This window comes from Nitrosomonas sp. (genome assembly GCA_016703745.1).
Taxonomy (GTDB): domain Bacteria; phylum Pseudomonadota; class Gammaproteobacteria; order Burkholderiales; family Nitrosomonadaceae; genus Nitrosomonas.
The window spans coordinates 14,750-32,609 of record JADJBK010000007.1; the positions used below are offsets into that span (position 1 = coordinate 14,750).

Consider the following 17,860-nt stretch of genomic DNA (forward strand, 5'->3'; position numbering starts at 1 on the left):
TAAGCATTTTTCATCCCAATCTCTCATTTATTTTATTGAATAAAAATTTCCAATAATTGCTTAATGCGACAGAAGCTTTTAAAACACTGCAATGCTTGTGGATCAATAACGGCTTTGCTCATAAAATACTTCTTCCCCCAGGCATATGCCGGTAGAGAGTAGAAGCTGCAATACCGAGACGCTCTGCAACTTGGGCTACTGTTATTTCTGGGTCTTTAAGCATCGCTTTAGCTGCTGCAATATCATTCTCATTCATAGACTTTGGTCTTCCTCCCAAGCGCCCACGCGCCCTGGCTGATTCAAGACCGGCTTTAGTGCGCTCACGAATAATCGAACGTTCAAATTCAGCAAGACCAGCAAAGATGTGGAACACTAAACGACCGCTTGATGTAGTGGTATCAATAGATTCGGTCAAGGATTGAAAGCCCATGCCTTGTTTTTCTAATCCCTCGACCGTTTCGATAAGCTGCTTGATGGAACGGGCAAGCCTATCGAGCTTCCACACCACCAGCGTATCTCCTGAGCGCATGTATTCTAATGCGGCTTTTAATTCATAGCGGTCGCGCTGCGCCCCTGATGCTTTTTCGATAAAAAGCTTAACGCATCCAACTTTATTTAGCGCATCAATCTGTAATTCTGGGTTTTGGTCTTGCGTTGAAACGCGAGCATAGCCAACAAGCATCTTAATTCCTCCTAAAACTCATTCCCATGTTAGCTTTTTAGATGCCATGTTTCAAGAGATAGTTTTAAGATATAAAAACGTCTATTTTTGGATATTTTTCAGTGAAGTATTGGCATATCTCAAAAACCTTCGTTTTTGAGATAATATATTGTACGCTTTCAAGGCGTACATATTGCTTGCAGGATAATTTTAATGTACTATTTCAATGTGTACAACCATAAGGGCCTAACCATGCCTAGAATTCCAATAGAAACCAATGACCGTATGTCATTACGTATCGCATCAGAAGAGAAATCTCTGCTGATGCGGGCAGCCGCACTACAGCACACTAATTTGACAGAGTTTGTGATCAACAATGCGGTGTCAGTGGCTCGCAAGATCATCAACGAGAACGAAAGACTGGAACTGAACGAGAGAGATAGTTTGCATGTTCTGGATCTTCTGGATAATCCTCCGGCACCCAATGAAAAATTGATGTCTGCAGCATTCTCCTTACCAAAACGAGCATGACGCTTCCGGCTTGGCACGAAGAATCTATCGCCAAGTATCATGATCGGATCGCTTTCAACTGCGGTGACGATACCTTGAATCAGTTTTTACATTGCCATGCAAGGCAGAGCCACGAGAAAGGAGGAGCAAAAACTTATATTGCCGTTCCTGATAGCGACAATAAAAAGGTACTTGGATTTTACAGTCTTTGCCCGGCTTCCATTGCTTACGAACTAACTCCGGAAGTGATTAAGCGTGGCCTGGCTAGACATGAAGTACCGGTATTCAGGCTCGGACGACTGGCGGTGGACGTATCAGTACAAAAACAAGGACTAGGGGGACAGTTATTGCTCGCGGCAGGAAGACGTTGTCTTTTGGTTGCAACACAGGCGGGCGGTGTAGCACTTTTGATTGACGCCATGAATAAGCAAGTTGCTCAGTGGTATACCAGTTATGGCGCTGTTCCATTATTGGATGCACCTTTATCTTTGTTACTACCTTTCAAAACTATCCATGCGGCACTGACTGCTGCAGGGAAAGTGTGATGGGATCGATCAAGCGTTCCGGCTTGCAGACATAATCTGGATCCGCATGATTTGCAAACCGGGTCGTATAGTTCATCAACTAAAAATAGATAATGATAATTATTTGTATTAAAAAATAACGGAAGTGTAAACGGTCATTTAGCAGGAAGCTGCTTTTATAACTCCAGATGAACTGGGTGTTTCCCATTTAGGTAATGTGCCAGCAAATAGCGAAAGCCTAGAATCCATATTTTTCGGCACATTGATAAATATAACTAATTCTTTAGACGCTATAGAACTTAAAAGAATTATTGATTTTCCGCCACTTGATTTAAACAATCTTAATGATTTTATTGCGATAGTGGCTGATGCTTTGAGTGATCCTGCCGCGACACCATATTCAGACGAATTCTTAGTAGACTTTACGGTACAAAATGCCGTGGATGAGATTGAAGAATATTGGGCTGGTGACTCTAGTCTTGTCGGTATTCTTGATAGTAGTCCTTTTTTAGGGTTAGTTATTTCTTAGCTTAACCGAGTTATAACTAAATCTGGTGTTTGAGCGGTTGAAAAATAGCGGTATACCTGAATGATAGTTGTCAGCAAACAATTAAATCAGTCCTGAGTTATCAAACGTTTATGTTTGCCATGATCTGCTTTGACAATATTGTTCAGGTATTTCACCTGTCGATGTACCGTATCCTTCGGGCATTTTCCTTCTTCCTTCAATTCAGCAATGGCGGGGCCGAAAGCCGGTGCGTTGTCTGTATTGATCATCTTTGGATGTACCCATGGTTTTATGGGCTTGAGTGCTTTGCTGAGAAAACGCTTGGCCGCTTTAGAACTGCGAATAGAGGACAAATAAAAATCAATTGTGTGACCAGACTTGTCGACAGCCCGGTATAAGTAAGCCCATTTCCCTTTTAACTTTTACATAAGTCTCATCTACTCGCCTGCTGCGAGCAATCCCCGCTTTATAGTGCCATCTCAAGCACTTCTCAATTTCTGACGCACATAATGTGCTTTACCCAGCGGTAAAGCGTTGTGTGATCAACTTCGAACCCTCGTTCCGACATCATCTCTTCCAGTTCACGGTAACTGATTCCATATTTTCAGTACCATCTAACGCAACCAAGAATCACGCCACGATGGTAATGCCGCCACTTGAAATCCGACATTGCGGTATATCCTTAAAATTTCAATATCGCACCAATTTAATTATTTTTTGCAACAGAGCCCTCTCAAGAAATAGAGTCTCCTGTAAACCGGGGAGACTCAAGCAGCCTTCTCATGGAATCAATAGAGCTTTCAGTGAAATACGATTCTTCGATGTCATCGCGCCATATATCCCCTCGGTCAATTGATTCTCCAATCAATCTCAGTTCTTGATTGCTAAGGTGACGATCAATCAATCCTCGTAACCCAATAGATCCAACTTGCTTTATCAGTGGCCCTTATACGTAAAACTCAGTATTCATAAATTGGCTATCTACTTATAAGATGCGATTTTTAGAAACTAAATTTGAATATTGTTTATAACATCTTAAATAAATGGATAAAAATGATGGGTCATAAAAAAATTTTCAATAGTTTTCTCTCAAAACTAGGGCCAGGGTTATTGTATGCTGGAGCGGCTGTTGGTGTATCGCATCTAGTGCAATCAACACGCGCTGGCGGAATGTTTGGGTTCGAACTGATTCTCGCTATCGTGATTATTCACCTCATCAAGTATCCATTCTTCGAATTCGGACCACGTTACACGGCAGCTACCGGCGAGAACATTCTGCATGGCTACATGAAGCTAGGCAAGTGGGCAGTCTGGGCGTATCTATTGATGACACTATCAACCATGTTCATTATCCAGGCTACAGTTACTGTTGTAACCGCAGGACTGTTTGCTCATATTTTTGAACTTGAAACATTAGGTGGATATGAGCCACAAATAATTGCCGCAATCATAAGTAGCTTGCTTCTACTTATCTGTTTCACGTTACTGTCAAGTGGGCACTATGTGTTGCTGGATAAATTGATGAAAGTCATTATTCTAATGCTATCAGTTACGACTATTGGTGCTGTGATAGCGCTGCTATTTGATAACCTCGGTCACTATGAATCCGGGACAATTCATTTTTCTTTAAGTGAAGCTACGCACTTATTATTTCTTATAACACTATTGGGATGGATGCCAGCGCCACTTGAGCTCTCAATATGGCATTCAATATGGTCGCAAAGTAAGAATGAAAGTGATGGCAGGATTACCAGTGTGAAGGAAGCCATCTTTGATTTCAGGGTGGGATTTTTTGGAACTGCTTTTCTAGCAATATGTTTTCTAGCGCTCGGCGCTCTAGTGATGTATGGAAGCGGCAAATCATTCGATTCTAATGCCGTTAAATTTGCAGAACAATTACTGGAAATGTATCAACAGGCGCTCGGTGACTGGGCCTATCCAATTGTTGCTCTTGCTGCGCTTACCACCATGTTTAGCACGACACTGACCTTACTGGATGCCTTTCCACGCAGCATCGGTGTGTCGCTGGAGCTATTGTTTCCGCAGCGCATCAATCATCGTAAAAATGGAACCATTTACCTTACCTGGTTAGTGATTACAATTGCTGGAACACTTCTGATACTTTTCTTTTTCTTGCCTTCCATGGCGGAGATGGTAAAGATCGCTACGGTGGTTGCATTTGTCGCCGCGCCTGTACTGGCAATACTTAATACACTGGCGATGTTTGATAAAACCATTCCTCAGCAATATCGCCCTGGAAAACTTATGTTGCTCTGGTGTTTGCTTGGATTAACTGTATTAATCGGCTGTTCCGCCAGCTATTTAATTTTGTTTTGAGAGCTAGTCAAATGGAATGGTCTTGTTACATTAATCACATCAATACAAAAAACAGCAAATAAGATCAAGCATACAACGCATTCACTTAGATCCTTTGTCTATACGGAAAAATAGTCAAGGTACTTAATTTTACGTAGTTTAATTTCATTTAATATGCTTCATAATTTTGTTTCGAAACAATAATTGAAGAAGAGGGGTTAATGAAATTACGAGACAAGGATTTATTGGCAATTGGTCCGTTGGTTATGATTCTGACGATACTGGCTGTTGGCCTTGTCGTTTTTTACCAAGCGTACACATTGCCACAGCAAATGCGCGAGAAAATAAAAGAAGACTATCTTGAAGCTAAAAAGAATGATCTCAGGGGGCATATCAAAATGGCGACAAAGGCCATCATGCATTTATATAAGCCAGGATCAATTCTAACAAATGATGAAGCAAAAGAAGAGGCTAAAAAGATTCTAACAAACTTAAGATATAGTGAGGAAGACGGCTATTTCTTTGGCTTTCAGCTTGATGGAACTGCTGTTTTCCATCCCTTTTTAAGAGATTGGATTGGCCAAAATAAATGGGATTACCAGGATCAAAATGGGAAATTTGTAATACGAGACCTGATTAAGGCTGCTCGTGAAGGTGACGGATTTGAAGAGTATATTTTTCGGAAACCCTCTGTTGTTGATGATGAGGGAAGATCCAAGCTTGCTTACGTAGTTGTGTTGCCTGAATTGGATTTTGTTCTTGGAACGGGAACATATCAGGATGATATAGATAGCTTCCTTAATGGTATTGAGGTGGCGGTATCGAACTATATACGTAATTCAATGGCATGGATTGCTTTGATTGCATTCCTGGGCCTGTTAATTCTGAGTTTTGCTCAAAGGCGCATTGGGGAGATTGTTGCGTTAAGCGATATAACCACGAAGCTGCATGATAATGTGAAACAGGAATCAGCTTTTATAATACGTGAAATAGGTAATAAATTAGAAAATTCTAACGAATTATCAGATGTTTCTGGTGATTTGTATTTGCTTAAAAAAATAGATGCCTCTGCGCAACGTAGTTTGAAATGGATGCGTGCTTTTATTGCGGGAGAAGATCCCAATAACCTTGCATTAGTCGATAGATTAAATGAAGTCATAGAGTGCTTTAAAGAGAGGGAAGAGAATATTGCTGTTAATTTCTCTCCATCAAATGAGCTAGGCACTCAATTGAATAATCTATCTGAAACTAAAAAATCAGTTTTGACTGAGATTGCTACAGAAGCGCTGAATAATATAGGTGCGCACGTAAAAGGTGTCACTCTAGTAGCCATACAGCTACAAGTGAATGTCTGTAATGTCATTCTGAGTATTCAAAATGATGGAGCTGGCTTTGAACCTGGTAATGCCCAGAGAGGAACAGGGTTGAATACCATGGAAAAGAACATCAAAAAAATAGGCGGGACGTTTCATGTTGCATCATCGCCTTCAAAAGAAGGGGCAACCATAACAGTCACAGTCCCGTTAAGCCACAATATCGGGAGTTACCTGCTATGTCTGATGAAACGTCAATAAGTATGATAGGCCCCATCAAGATTCTGTTGATAGAAGATAACCAGCGGATGCAAGAGAGTCTCAAAAATGGTTTTCAAGGGGTTGATTCAAATTATCAGTTTGTTGCAGAAACCGGCAATGGCAAGAAAGCACTGGAAATTTTACAAACCACGAAAATTGATCTGGTGATTATGGATTATAGATTGGAGGAAAAAGACCTTTGGGGGGTGGAGCTTACCAAATATATTGTAAAACAATATCCAGATATAAAAATCATCTTCTGGAGCGTAAATATTCGATCGGTAGATGTGAATAAGGCAAAAAATGCTGGTGCGCACGGCTATATGCCGAAGGAAAGCAGAAACATTGAAATTAAAGTCGCTATTGATAAAGTTATGCGTGGCGAAGAAGTCTGGCTTGATACAAACTCAAGTTCAAACCTGACCAAAACGGAAATAAAAGTGATGGAGCAGCTTGCTAAAGGAAAATCAAATCAGAAAATCGCAATTGCGCTTTTAAGAAAAAAATTCCTGAATAAAACCAAAAATGAAATGGGATTCGCAGACAAATATAAGACTATAGATGAATATATGGATGAAGTGTGTGATAAGACTGGGACTATGCGCCTCGAATCTCAAACAACAACTGTGCAAACGCATCTCGTAAATATAAAAAGAAAATGTAATGGCCTGAGTCGGGGAGAGTTAATTAGGGAAGCCATTGATAAATATAGTGAACTTGAAGATAAACGAGATATTTCATCAGAAGATGTAGCTGTACTGGAATTACTACATTACGCAGTAAAACCTGAATTGATTGCGAAAACCCTTGCAATTAGCGAACGTAATGTGGAAAAGATCCGGAACAAATTCAACCCGGAAGAAATTAAAACATTCTTGGGCGCCTCGAAAAACCTCGACTCGCCCACTCTTGATAGACTTGGTAAAATTACGCTGTCCTGAGACCCGTTCTTCTCCTGCCGATGAAACCACATAGCGCCATCAAGCTTGACCTGTTCGCCGACGAACACCACCGCAAGAAAATCGACTCGCTGGGTGATCCACTGGTTGAGATCGAGTCGCACATTGACTTTGCTGCCTTGGCGATGGAGGTTGATCGGGTGGCGCCCCGTCCGATGAGTCCGCAGGGCGGACGTCCGCCGTACCCGACCGAGACGATGGTTCGCATTCTTGTTCTGGAGCGTCTGTACAACCTCTCGGATGAACAGACGGAGTACCAGTTGCTCGACCGCATGAGCTACAAACGGTTCTGCGGACTGGCGAACGCGACGAACGTCCCCGACCGCACCACCGTGTGGACCTTCGAGAACCGGATCGGTGAAGCAGGGGCCAAGGCGCTGTTCGACGGCGTCTCCGCGCAGCTGCTCCAACATGGATGCATCGCGCGTGGCGGTCAGATCATCGACGCCACGCTGGTGCCGGCGCCCAGGCAGCACAACAGTCGAGGCGAGAAAGGACTCATCAAGCAAGGCGCGATGCCCGCCGACTGGAAGCCGGCGAAGCGGCGCCAGAAGGACACCGACGCGACCTGGACGAAGAAACACGGCAAGAGCCACTTCGGCTACAAGCTGTCAATCAGTGTCGACAAGAAGCACAAGATCATCCGCCGGATTGAGACCGATACCGCCTCCACGCACGATAGCCAGCACTTTGACAACGTCTTTGACACGAGCAACACGAGTCGTGATGTCTATGCCGATCGAGGCTACCCGTCGGAGGAGCGTGCAGCCTGGCTCAAGGAGAACGGTTTCCGAAACCAGATTCAGCGGAAAGGCAAGCGCAACAAGCTGCTGTCCGAGTGCCAGCAGCGACGCAACAAACGTATTGCCAAGACGCGCGCACGGGTCGAGCACGTGTTCGGCGCTATCGAGCAGATGGGCGGCAAGTTGCTGCGCACTATCGGTCAGGCGCGGGCCAACTTTGCGATGACGATGGTGGCGGCTTGCTACAACCTGAAGCGACTGGTCTACTTCGAAGAGACAGGAATCAGGGCCTTTTAACACCCGAAATGGGCTGAATCGCCAATGTCCAGGGCGATTCGAGGTAAAAACAGCGCGACATCGCCAGGAAAAGTGGCGATTTGTCGTGGAAATCAAACCTAATTCGGTCACGGTCATCATTTTGCGGCAGAATTTACTGAAAACCTCGGGTTATTCGAGGTGCCCTCTTGTAACTTTCTTATCTCATATCCTGCGATTTAGGAGTGTTATAAACATGAGAATAAATATTAAAAATAATTACTTAATGTTATTTAACTCGGTATTAGTTAAGGACTAAACCTTATGACAGCACCAAGTACCTCTGAAAAAATTATTTTTAGGCCATTAACCGGTAACAATCTGATAGATGCATTATTGTCGGGTACTCAATGGGCAAGCAATTTAATTACATATAGCTTTCCTACTAGAGATTCTTACTGGTCAACTGATCCAATAAAGGGTTATGGCCCAAATACTGATACTCAAAGCGAACCCTGGAGTTTATTATTTGCACCTATTACCTTATCTGATCAGGATCGTTTTAATGATGCACTGCAACAGTGGGGAGATGTCGCAAATGTACAATTTAAATTAATTATAGAATCTTCCTCTTCCGTGCTTATCCGGTTGTCTCCCAAGCCCACTACCGGTAGTATGTTGAGCATCTGCGCCAACCTGAGGTGGTCATGGTTATCGACGTGCTTGAGCGAGACGATTTGCCGTTCCCTCGCTCGCTTCCTGATTTTCAGCGACTGTTCCCGAACGAAGCGGCCTGCGCGGCCTATCTTGAGCGCGCCCGATGGAGCGACGGATTCGTTTGTGACTACTGCGGCACACTCGGAGAGCCTTATCGCTTCGCCAATCACCCCAGCGTTTGTCGGTGCCGTCACTGCAACCGAGACACGAGCCTCACTGCGGGCACCGTCATGGAACGCACCCACAAACCTCTCTCCGTATGGTTCTGGGCAGCCTACTTGGTTGCCAGCCAAACACCCGGTATGTCTGCTGCCCAATTCCAGCGGCAACTCGGGCTGTCGCGTTATGAGACTGCTTTCCAGATTCTCCACAAACTGCGGGTCGGCATGGTGCGTCCCGACCAAGATCGGATTGGTGGCAACCCCTTCGATGCCGTCGAGGCCGATGAAACCTACGTCGGAGGACGTACTCGCGGCAAGGGTCGAGGCGTTCACGACATGGTTCTCGTCGCCGGTGCGGTCGAGGTTAAACAGCGCAAGCACGGTGGCAGCCTCAATAAGCGGAGGACTGGGCGTTACGCCGGACGTGTTCGGCTCGCTGTGGTGCCAGACCGCAGTGCCAAATCGTTGGGCGGTTTCATTGAGCGCGTCGTTACGCCAGGCGCCACCATCATTACCGATGACTGGAGCGGCTACGCGGCGCTTGAAAAGCGAGGGTATCTTCATACCGCCGTTGCGGAACGTGGCGACATGCAAGTTGCCGAAACTTTTCTGCCCATCATTCACCTCGTGTTCTCCAATCTCAAAACATGGTTACGTGGCATTCACCACGGCGTCAGCCCGCAACACCTGCAAGCCTATCTCAACGAATTCACGTTTCGATTCAACCGCCGTTTCTACCCTTTCAACGCATTCCGTTCCCTGCTTGGCATTGCTGGTGATGTCACTGCGCCGACCTATGCTGAACTTTATACAAAAAAATCACGGCCCACTACTACATCTAGCTACCTTGGGAGTTAACCGGATAAGCACGGAATCTTCTAATGATGTTGGTGATATTCGGGTGGCTTATACTTCGGTTGATGCAGGCGAACAAGCTCATACATACTTGCCCCAGAATGGGTATGCTTACTCTGGTGATATCTGGGTTGGTATAGATAGCACTAATGCATCTCAGGAGTGGATACCTGGTTCCTACGAATATCAAACAATAACCTGATTAGCAACGAACGTCAGCAAGGTTTGTCTGACGAGTTTGTTGCGACATAAAAATTATAGCTGTTAAATGATACAAGGAGTTATCGATCATGGCGATGAATCGAATTCATCCAGGTCGATGATGCTTATCTTGGTGGAGAGCGTGCGGGAGGAAAAGCGGGTAGAGGTTCAGAGAATAAGCTGCCCATTGTTGCCGCTGTGTCTCTGACTGAGGATGATCACCCTTTGCGCGTGAGGCTTACCCCAGTCTCGGGATTTACGCAAAAGGCAATTTCAGCCTGGGCAAATGATTGTCTGGCGCCCGGCAGCACGGTATTCTCGGATGCTTTGGTGCCGTTACTGAAATTGGCTGTAGCCACCATTTTACAGTTATCGCCGGACGCAAACCAAAGGAGACTCCCGAGTTCCGGTGGATCAACACTATCCTCGGCAATCTCAAGACCAGCTTGTCGGGTTGTTACCATGCGTTCAACTTCCGCAAGTATGCCGCTCGCTATCTTGCTGCCTTCAGTTACCGATTCAACTGGCGTTTTGATCTTTGCGCACTGCACGAACGATTGCTGATCGCCGCTGCTTCGACCACTCCGCAGCCCCTGCGCTCTATTCGAATGGCTGACGTTCGTTGCTAATCAGGAACAATAATGCATGAAATTGGCCATACGCTAGGACTTAAGCATCCTTTCGAAGGTTCACTGACGCTTCCAGTCTCTTGGGATTCACAATCTGAAACTATCATGAGTTATTCAGCCATTACAGGGAATAAAAACTCAATTTTTCCGTATTATCCCACGACCCCTATGCCATTAGATATTCAGGCTATCCAGTCTATATACGGCCCAAACAATACGTACCATAATGGAAATGATAATTATTTATTTAATGACGCACAGACTTACCATGAGACCATCCGGGATAGTGGTGGAACTGACTGGGTTATATACACTGGCTTTCAAGATTACATCATTGACTTACGTGAAGGAAATGGATCGAGTATCGGTAAACCGGTATACGTAGAGTATGGCAATGCCACGAACGACACTCAAGTTTTTAATGTCTGGATTGCTTATCATGCGGTCATTGAAAACGCATCTGGTGGTTATGGGAACGATTTCATAAAATATGACCTGAATCTCTAGCAGTAAAGGCTTTATCAGGATGATTTTTTGTGGCGGATTGAGCGAATGGTTATGCCTTATATCGTAACCTAAAGTGACGTTCGCCTGGACGAATCAGCCTTACCGCGCAGCGCTGCACTTGCCAGGCGTCGCCATTTCGAGTTTGGTAATATCGGCTTTGCCTTGTTCTTCAGGGACTTGTTCCACTCCGGCACCACCAACAAATACCCCAATTTTGATGAACTGCCGAATGAAATAGTTCTTTCCGGCTTCTAGCACCAGCTCAAGGGTGTTTGGTGAAAACTCAGATTCGGTGTCGATTTTGTGAAGTTTTTCGCCCTCAACTTCTGTATAAAAGAATACATCAGGCGCACTCTCACCGATGCACTTTCCATCAATCCATAAGTCCTTCTTGAGGGCCTTTCCAACGAAGCTATTACGATAGAGATAAACGCCGGCATTACCTTGGCTTGGAGCGTTGAATTCCTTTGCTTTTGCTGACTCAGCCTTTGGGGCCATCTGTACTGATGCACACCCTGAGAAAAGAAGCGTGGCGGAAATTGTAAAGGCGACCATGATTTTCATTAAAATAGTTCCACGATATGGTTAGGAGTTCAAGCTGATTTCTGCTTGCACAGGGCATTTCTAGCATCAGCGCATTGATGACTCATGATGAGGAAGCAGATCGGTTCTGTCGCATTATTTAAAGTTAAGAAATAACTAACCCTAAAAAAGGACTACTATCAAGAATACCGACAAGACTAGAGTCACCAGCCCAATATTCTTCAATCTCATCCACGGCATTTTGTACCGTAAAGTCTACTAAGAATTCGTCTGAATATGGTGTCGCGGCAGGATCACTCAAAGCATCGGCCACTATCGCAATAAAATCATTAAGATTGTTTAAATCGAGTGGCGGGAAATCAATAATTCTTTTAAGTTCTATAGCGTCTAAAGAATTAGTTATATTTATCAATGTGCCGAAAAATATGGATTCTAGGCTTTCGCTATTTGCTGGCACATTACCTAAATGAGAAACACCCAGTTCATCTGGTGTGTATACATTATCCTTATTTTGATAAAAGAACACAGGTTCAAAAAAAGAGTCATAGTCACCAGGATTTTTTAATAATGCTTTAACTTGATCTCTCAAAGAGGCTGTGGATAAAACACCAGTGTGATCGTTGAAGTCAATAAGATAAGACAGATCTCCTGGATCAGAATTGATTAATATTTTTACTTCGTCCAGTAATTTAGTATCCAATCCAAAAGATGCAAGATAACCACTGATTACAGCAGATGAGTATCCTGTGATTTCGCTAAGCATTTCAGTGGTTATACCGAACTCTGCTGCTTTATTAAAAATAATACCGGGTTGATCAACATTCGCGAAAATAAAATCACGCGCTTCTGAAATGCTAATTCCGGGAGGTAAAGCATCAATTGCTATTGCCATGATAAATTCCTATAAGTTAAATAAGTTATATTTCTAGTGTTTGTTCTACACTGGGCGGTCATCGCCTGACGAGACCAGTGCTGTTATTTTTAACATTCCAAGACACGCACTGCCATACATAAAATTACGTACCTTTATGTTGATGGGATTTAACGGTTCCGTTGCCAATATTCATAAAATGCAAAGTTACATTTGGAGTGAAGCTGACTACACGCAAATTCCTACCTACCGACTTAATTGATAGTCAGTTGGCTGATTACAGAAAACTAGAATAATTAACCGGTGAGAATCGTCTTCTCAAGCAACTGAGGTATGCTGATTTTCATGGAGTCCGAAGTTTCATAAAATGAAGACATGAAATGGAGGATGGAGATGGAATTACGCCGCGCACAATATAGCCAGGAATTTAGGGAGCAATCAGTTAAGTTTTTTAAAGAAAGTGGATTAACTTTGGTTGAGGCGGCAAAACGGCTATCTTTACCGAAAGGAACATTAAAGAATTGGGTTTATGCTGACAAACGAGGAGAACTCGCATTGGTAGGTAAGCATCAGAAGCCTCTGACTGAAGTTGAATTAGAGCTATCCAGAGTTAAACGAGAATTAGCAGAAGTGAAGATGGAGCGTGACTTTATAAAAAAAGTGTGCGACGTATTTCGCGAAGGGGTCGCGGTGAGATACGGTCTGATTGAATCGATGCGACAAAGATATCCGATTGCGCTCATGTGCCGGGCATTTGATGTTTCCGAGAGCGGCTTTCATGTCCAAAGGACTCGCCCAGTCTGTAAGCGTAAGCAGGAGAATGCAAGACTGGAAATAGAAATACTGGCCGCACACCAACGTACACGAGAGACCTACAGTGCCGAGCGCTTGCATCATGACTTGGCGGATCACGGAGTACAAACCACACCATACCGCGTTAGAACATTGCGCAAGAAATTGAACTTGCGTTGTAAGCAAAAACTGAAACTCAAGGCGACAACCGATTCTAAACATCATTTACCGGTTGCGCCCAATATTCTGAACCGGGAATTTGCTGTTAACGCACCGGGTAAAGTGTGGGTCAGTGACATCACTTACATCCCTACAGACGAAGGTTGGTTGTATTTAGCTGGCGTAAAGGATCTGTTTAATGGAGAGCTGGTAGGCTATGCCATGAATGAGAGAATGACTAGGAGCCTGGTTATACAGGCATTATTTCGTGCAACTGCAAGTAAACATCCCGGTAAGGGACTGATTGCTCACTCAGATCGCGGCAGCCAATACTGTGCACATGATTACCAGAATTTATTGCAACAATTTGGCATGATCGCTTCCATGAGTCGCAAGGGTGATTGCTATGATAACGCGCCGATGGAAAGTTTCTGGGGAATACTTAAAACCGAGCTGGTGCATCATCGGAGATTCAAAACACGACAACAAGCCATTCAGGAGATTACCGAATATATAGAAATCTTCTATAACCGGCAGCGAAAACAGAAAAGGCTGGGCTACTTGTCACCAGCACAATTTACGCAGCAATATTATGCAAATCTGCTTGTTGCTTAAACCGATGGACTCCATTTTTGACAGCTCATATCATCGCTTCGCCAATCGCCCCAGCGTTTGTCGGTGCCGTCACTGCAACCGAGACACGAGCCTCACTGCGGGCACCGTCATGGAACGCACCCACAAACCTCTCTCCGTATGGTTCTGGGCAGCCTACTTGGTTGCCAGCCAAACACCCGGTATGTCTGCTGCCCAATTCCAGCGGCAACTCGGGCTGTCGCGTTATGAGACTGCTTTCCAGATTCTCCACAAACTGCGGGTCGGCATGGTGCGTCCCGACCAAGATCGGATTGGTGGCAACCCCTTCGATGCCGTCGAGGCCGATGAAACCTACGTCGGAGGACGTACTCGCGGCAAGGGTCGAGGCGTTCACGACATGGTTCTCGTCGCCGGTGCGGTCGAGGTTAAACAGCGCAAGCACGGTGGCAGCCTCAATAAGCGGAGGACTGGGCGTTACGCCGGACGTGTTCGGCTCGCTGTGGTGCCAGACCGCAGTGCCAAATCGTTGGGCGGTTTCATTGAGCGCGTCGTTACGCCAGGCGCCACCATCATTACCGATGACTGGAGCGGCTACGCGGCGCTTGAAAAGCGAGGGTATCTTCATACCGCCGTTGCGGAACGTGGCGACATGCAAGTTGCCGAAACTTTTCTGCCCATCATTCACCTCGTGTTCTCCAATCTCAAAACATGGTTACGTGGCATTCACCACGGCGTCAGCCCGCAACACCTGCAAGCCTATCTCAACGAATTCACGTTTCGATTCAACCGCCGTTTCTACCCTTTCAACGCATTCCGTTCCCTGCTTGGCATTGCTGGTGATGTCACTGCGCCGACCTATGCTGAACTTTATACAAAAAAATCACGGCCCACTACTACATCTAGCTACCTTGGGAGTTAACCGGATAAGCACGGTTGGTTGAATGTGCCCTGCAAGCAGAAATAGCCAGGCACCCTTGTCACGATAAGCACGAAACTGTAACAAATTCCACTGGCAATGCCAGAAATGATAAAAGTCGTAAGACCCTAAAAGGTGAATTCGGTGAATTGCCCATCGAGATTCCTCGTGACCGTTAAGTCAGTTTCGAGCCACAAATTATTCCCAAGCACCAAACTTGCAGAGTTGGCTTTGATGACAAGATCACCTCGCTTAATGCGACAGAGCCGTTTTTTTTCTGGCGTTTTTCACTTTGACATCTCATAAACTCTTTAAGCATATGTAAATATTTATTTATACTTTTCACGTATCTATACGCTTTTAATTGTCCCTGCTCTATAGCTTCCTTTAAGGAGGGTTATTTCCGTCCCCTGCCCCGGTGTTCTTTGATAAGTTTCACTTGTTCCTGCGAATTTTTTTCAGCAAAAATATGCAAGGCGGCTCGGACAATATCTGATCCGGAAGGCTGTGAGAGTCCTTCGTCTGGATTATTCAGATAAGCCCTCAAAACATCATTGATAATGTTGCATTCATCTTGAAATAAAGAAAATGTTTTTGTAATTATTTTCTTTTTTTTTGGTGCGGCTTGCCGACTTTGGAAATCATTTTGCTCGGCAACAGCCTTTATAGCTTCCTTATCTGGCTGTGGTTTTCTAAGAGACGTTTTTTTCTTCCCCTGTTCTGTCTTAAATCTATCAAGATCGATGCCCACAAAGGGATCTACAGGATCATTTTTTGGGTTGCTCATGCCACACCTTTAAATATTTTAGTTTTTTTGGGTTGTAGACTGTCTAATTTTTGGATTGCCTCGGCTGCAAATTCAGCAGAATTTTTACGGGCCTTGTCTAATCCACTGACTTGCGAATCTTCTAGTTGAGCTAATGTACATGTATGGTCAAAAACAGCTTTAAAAGCTTCGCGTTCGTTTATTTCCACGATGAAAGATTCAACCTTGTTTGCCCCTAAACTCTCAAGCATTCGCTTTAATCCTTTGCTGCGAATGGCAAGGCTGGTTCGCGTCAAAAGTAATGCTACGGGAATTTCACGCCGAGCTACACTGGATTGCCGCTTGACCAGGGAAAGGGCCTTTGCCGCTTCTCCTGCGTCCAGTGTCGAACGCTGTGAAGGCACAATGACCAGATCAGCCCTTGAAATTGCATAAGCAACGGATAAATTTGCGGTTCCCTCAAGATCAACAATAACAAAATCACTTTCTCCTGCTGCTGTGTCGATATCATCAAGGATAGATTCCTCATTTTTGTTGACCATGATAGTAAGATTATTGGCCTTCCCTCCCCCTTTCCTCCAATTTTCAATCGGATGATTGGGGTCTGCATCAACGATGGTAATACTCATATTTCTGTTGGCAAGCTCTGTTGCCAATAGAAAAGCGGAAGTGGTTTTCCCCGCACCACCTTTTGGACTGGCAAATACAATAACAGGCATAGACTCTCCTTTTTAGTCATGAAGTTCATAGTTATTAACTATGAATAAAACAATTATTAAGTCGTGATGATCGTAATTAATAACATAATAATTATTATGTTATTAAGAATCCCACATTGCACTACTTTTGTCCAGCGGTTATTAAGTTAATATAATAATAACTTCATAGTTATTAATTAATAAATTATTAGTTATTAAATTAATAATTATGAAGTTAATAATTGTTATTTTAATAACACTTCTTTACGTACAAATTTTATAAAGTTGTGAACTATAACCATGGTTTAATTTAGGCTCACCACATTAAATAGTGAACCCACAACCAGTGATCCTTGGCGCTGTCAAAGTGATGTCAGTATCAGAACGTCAGAAGGGTGAAATTATGCAACGTGAATGGAGGAAACTCACAGGAGTGTTAGCAACGCTGACGTACGCGCAGGGCAGGGCAGGGCAGGGCACTGAAGGAAGAATTGGTTGCCGAGGACGAGGGGGCAGCGGTGATCGAGGCGATCGAGATAAAGAGTAAGTCTGTGGCGTGCCCTTGCCGGCGTTTATCATATCCAGAACGCCAATGCCTACGACAGTCGTCTCAAGATACAGATGCACCGATTCCATGGCGTCTCCCCCAAGCACCTCGCTTCTTATCTTCCTTGGTTCCGCACCCTTGAACGGTCAACTCTGGCCAACGCATCGCCTGCGTCATTACTCGCCCTGACTCTCAGAGCTCGCTGTCATTACTTAACGCGAATTGAGCCTTAATTTAAGGAAAACAGCCTGCTGAAAACACAATTATTTCAATAAAGGGTGAATTTAACAAACGACACTAAAGTCCCATAGGATTTCGAGTATCTTTTCTTTTTCGCCTGCTTCATAAAAACGCTCACGGCAGATAAGGAATCCACCCACGCCTAAAGGCTTCCTCTTGGATCTCACGTGGCGCATGTCGGACATCAACAATAAGACCGTTCACCTGGATTAGCCAGACTATTGGATTGTCTGCCATACGACTTGGGAGTGTCCAGTTTGGGTCAGCCTGTCCAGACTTCAACAACTTCATAATCGCTGTCGATTTCGCAGAACCTGTTTTCGGGCTGAGACCAAAGTGCTGGCACAACTCATCCGCCCGCATGTGCGGCGTTTGGCTCTTGTCGAACAGAAAGTTGACTCGGCCCACCGAGTAAACAATGCCACAGGCCCACGTATTGGTTTTTCCAGTGACGACCGGTGATGAACGCTTGCAGCAAAGCTTGGCTGTCATGCGCCTACAAAGGTCCTGATACTCTTTGTTCAAATGCTGCTGGCAGAATTGATCTGTAAGCGCTGCAATTTCGTCGTATTTTCCCTGCAGCACAGCTGGCACCCGCTCTGTTTCACTCATAA

The 17,860-nt window shown here is 44.6% G+C and carries 16 protein-coding genes and 4 pseudogenes; 13 read left to right on the plus strand and 7 right to left on the minus strand.

Going from position 1 to position 17,860, the window contains the following annotated elements:
• Nucleotides 1-118 precede the first annotated feature (118 nt).
• A complete protein-coding gene (locus IPG31_13250; protein ID MBK6619260.1) occupies nucleotides 119-682 on the minus strand; it encodes a recombinase family protein in 564 nt (187 codons plus the stop codon).
• Between the two features lie 231 nt (nucleotides 683-913).
• Between IPG31_13250 and IPG31_13255 the strand changes: the two genes are divergently transcribed.
• From IPG31_13255 to IPG31_13265, 3 genes are all read left to right on the plus strand, one after another.
• Nucleotides 914-1,192, plus strand: a complete 279-nt coding sequence (locus IPG31_13255; GenBank protein MBK6619261.1) for a DUF1778 domain-containing protein — start codon at nucleotides 914-916, stop codon at nucleotides 1,190-1,192.
• A complete protein-coding gene (locus IPG31_13260; GenBank protein MBK6619262.1) occupies nucleotides 1,189-1,716 on the plus strand; it encodes a GNAT family N-acetyltransferase in 528 nt (175 codons plus the stop codon). The genes IPG31_13255 and IPG31_13260 overlap by 4 nt, the downstream gene beginning before the upstream one ends.
• Before the next feature lie 196 nt (nucleotides 1,717-1,912).
• A complete protein-coding gene (locus IPG31_13265) occupies nucleotides 1,913-2,224 on the plus strand; it encodes a hypothetical protein (protein ID MBK6619263.1) in 312 nt (103 codons plus the stop codon).
• 86 nt (nucleotides 2,225-2,310) lie between these two features.
• On the opposite strand, the pseudogene IPG31_13270 reads toward IPG31_13265, so the two are convergent.
• Nucleotides 2,311-2,619: pseudogene (locus IPG31_13270) on the minus strand (DDE-type integrase/transposase/recombinase).
• Nucleotides 2,620-3,259: 640 nt separating this feature from the next.
• On the opposite strand from IPG31_13270, the gene IPG31_13275 reads away from it, so the two are divergent.
• From IPG31_13275 to IPG31_13305, 7 genes and pseudogenes are all read left to right on the plus strand, one after another.
• Nucleotides 3,260-4,540, plus strand: a complete 1,281-nt coding sequence (locus IPG31_13275; protein MBK6619264.1) for a divalent metal cation transporter — start codon at nucleotides 3,260-3,262, stop codon at nucleotides 4,538-4,540.
• Nucleotides 4,541-4,740: 200 nt separating this feature from the next.
• Nucleotides 4,741-6,093, plus strand: a complete 1,353-nt coding sequence (locus IPG31_13280; protein ID MBK6619265.1) for a cache domain-containing protein — start codon at nucleotides 4,741-4,743, stop codon at nucleotides 6,091-6,093.
• On the plus strand, nucleotides 6,072-7,034 hold the full coding sequence (locus IPG31_13285; GenBank protein MBK6619266.1) for a response regulator transcription factor: 963 nt from the start codon (nucleotides 6,072-6,074) through the stop codon (nucleotides 7,032-7,034). Before IPG31_13280 ends, IPG31_13285 begins: the two co-directional genes overlap by 22 nt.
• A 20-nt stretch (nucleotides 7,035-7,054) precedes the next feature.
• On the plus strand, nucleotides 7,055-8,092 hold the full coding sequence (locus IPG31_13290) for an IS5 family transposase (GenBank protein ID MBK6619267.1): 1,038 nt from the start codon (nucleotides 7,055-7,057) through the stop codon (nucleotides 8,090-8,092).
• A 665-nt stretch (nucleotides 8,093-8,757) separates the two neighbouring features.
• On the plus strand, nucleotides 8,758-9,786 hold the full coding sequence (locus tag IPG31_13295) for an IS1595 family transposase (GenBank protein MBK6619268.1): 1,029 nt from the start codon (nucleotides 8,758-8,760) through the stop codon (nucleotides 9,784-9,786).
• Between the two features lie 306 nt (nucleotides 9,787-10,092).
• Nucleotides 10,093-10,613 (plus strand): annotated as a pseudogene (locus tag IPG31_13300) (IS1595 family transposase).
• 12 nt (nucleotides 10,614-10,625) lie between these two features.
• Nucleotides 10,626-11,120 carry a zinc-dependent metalloprotease gene (locus IPG31_13305; protein MBK6619269.1) on the plus strand — a complete coding sequence of 165 codons (495 nt, stop codon included), beginning with the start codon at nucleotides 10,626-10,628 and terminating at the stop codon, nucleotides 11,118-11,120.
• A gap of 99 nt (nucleotides 11,121-11,219) precedes the next feature.
• Here IPG31_13305 and IPG31_13310 read toward each other — a convergent pair whose 3' ends face one another.
• Nucleotides 11,220-11,684, minus strand: a complete 465-nt coding sequence (locus IPG31_13310) for a DUF2846 domain-containing protein (protein ID MBK6619270.1) — start codon at nucleotides 11,682-11,684, stop codon at nucleotides 11,220-11,222.
• Nucleotides 11,685-11,808: 124 nt separating this feature from the next.
• Nucleotides 11,809-12,555, minus strand: coding sequence for a hypothetical protein (locus tag IPG31_13315; GenBank protein MBK6619271.1), 747 nt, complete (start codon nucleotides 12,553-12,555; stop codon nucleotides 11,809-11,811).
• Nucleotides 12,556-12,921: 366 nt separating this feature from the next.
• Between IPG31_13315 and IPG31_13320 the strand changes: the two genes are divergently transcribed.
• The 3 genes and pseudogenes from IPG31_13320 (at nucleotide 12,922) to IPG31_13330 (ending at nucleotide 15,255) form a co-directional block, all read left to right on the plus strand.
• Nucleotides 12,922-14,100 carry an IS3 family transposase gene (locus tag IPG31_13320; GenBank protein MBK6619272.1) on the plus strand — a complete coding sequence of 393 codons (1,179 nt, stop codon included), beginning with the start codon at nucleotides 12,922-12,924 and terminating at the stop codon, nucleotides 14,098-14,100.
• A gap of 34 nt (nucleotides 14,101-14,134) precedes the next feature.
• Nucleotides 14,135-14,998, plus strand: a pseudogene (locus IPG31_13325) (IS1595 family transposase).
• An 11-nt stretch (nucleotides 14,999-15,009) separates the two neighbouring features.
• Nucleotides 15,010-15,255: pseudogene (locus IPG31_13330) on the plus strand (transposase).
• A 137-nt stretch (nucleotides 15,256-15,392) separates the two neighbouring features.
• On the opposite strand, the gene IPG31_13335 reads toward IPG31_13330, so the two are convergent.
• The 3 genes from IPG31_13335 to IPG31_13345 form a co-directional block, all read right to left on the minus strand.
• Nucleotides 15,393-15,782: a hypothetical protein gene (locus IPG31_13335; GenBank protein ID MBK6619273.1), complete on the minus strand. Its 390-nt coding sequence runs from the start codon at nucleotides 15,780-15,782 to the stop codon at nucleotides 15,393-15,395.
• Nucleotides 15,779-16,480 carry a ParA family protein gene (locus IPG31_13340; GenBank protein MBK6619274.1) on the minus strand — a complete coding sequence of 234 codons (702 nt, stop codon included), beginning with the start codon at nucleotides 16,478-16,480 and terminating at the stop codon, nucleotides 15,779-15,781. Before IPG31_13340 ends, IPG31_13335 begins: the two co-directional genes overlap by 4 nt.
• Nucleotides 16,481-17,360: 880 nt before the next feature.
• Nucleotides 17,361-17,858, minus strand: coding sequence for a hypothetical protein (locus IPG31_13345; GenBank protein MBK6619275.1), 498 nt, complete (start codon nucleotides 17,856-17,858; stop codon nucleotides 17,361-17,363).
• Nucleotides 17,859-17,860 lie beyond the last annotated feature (2 nt).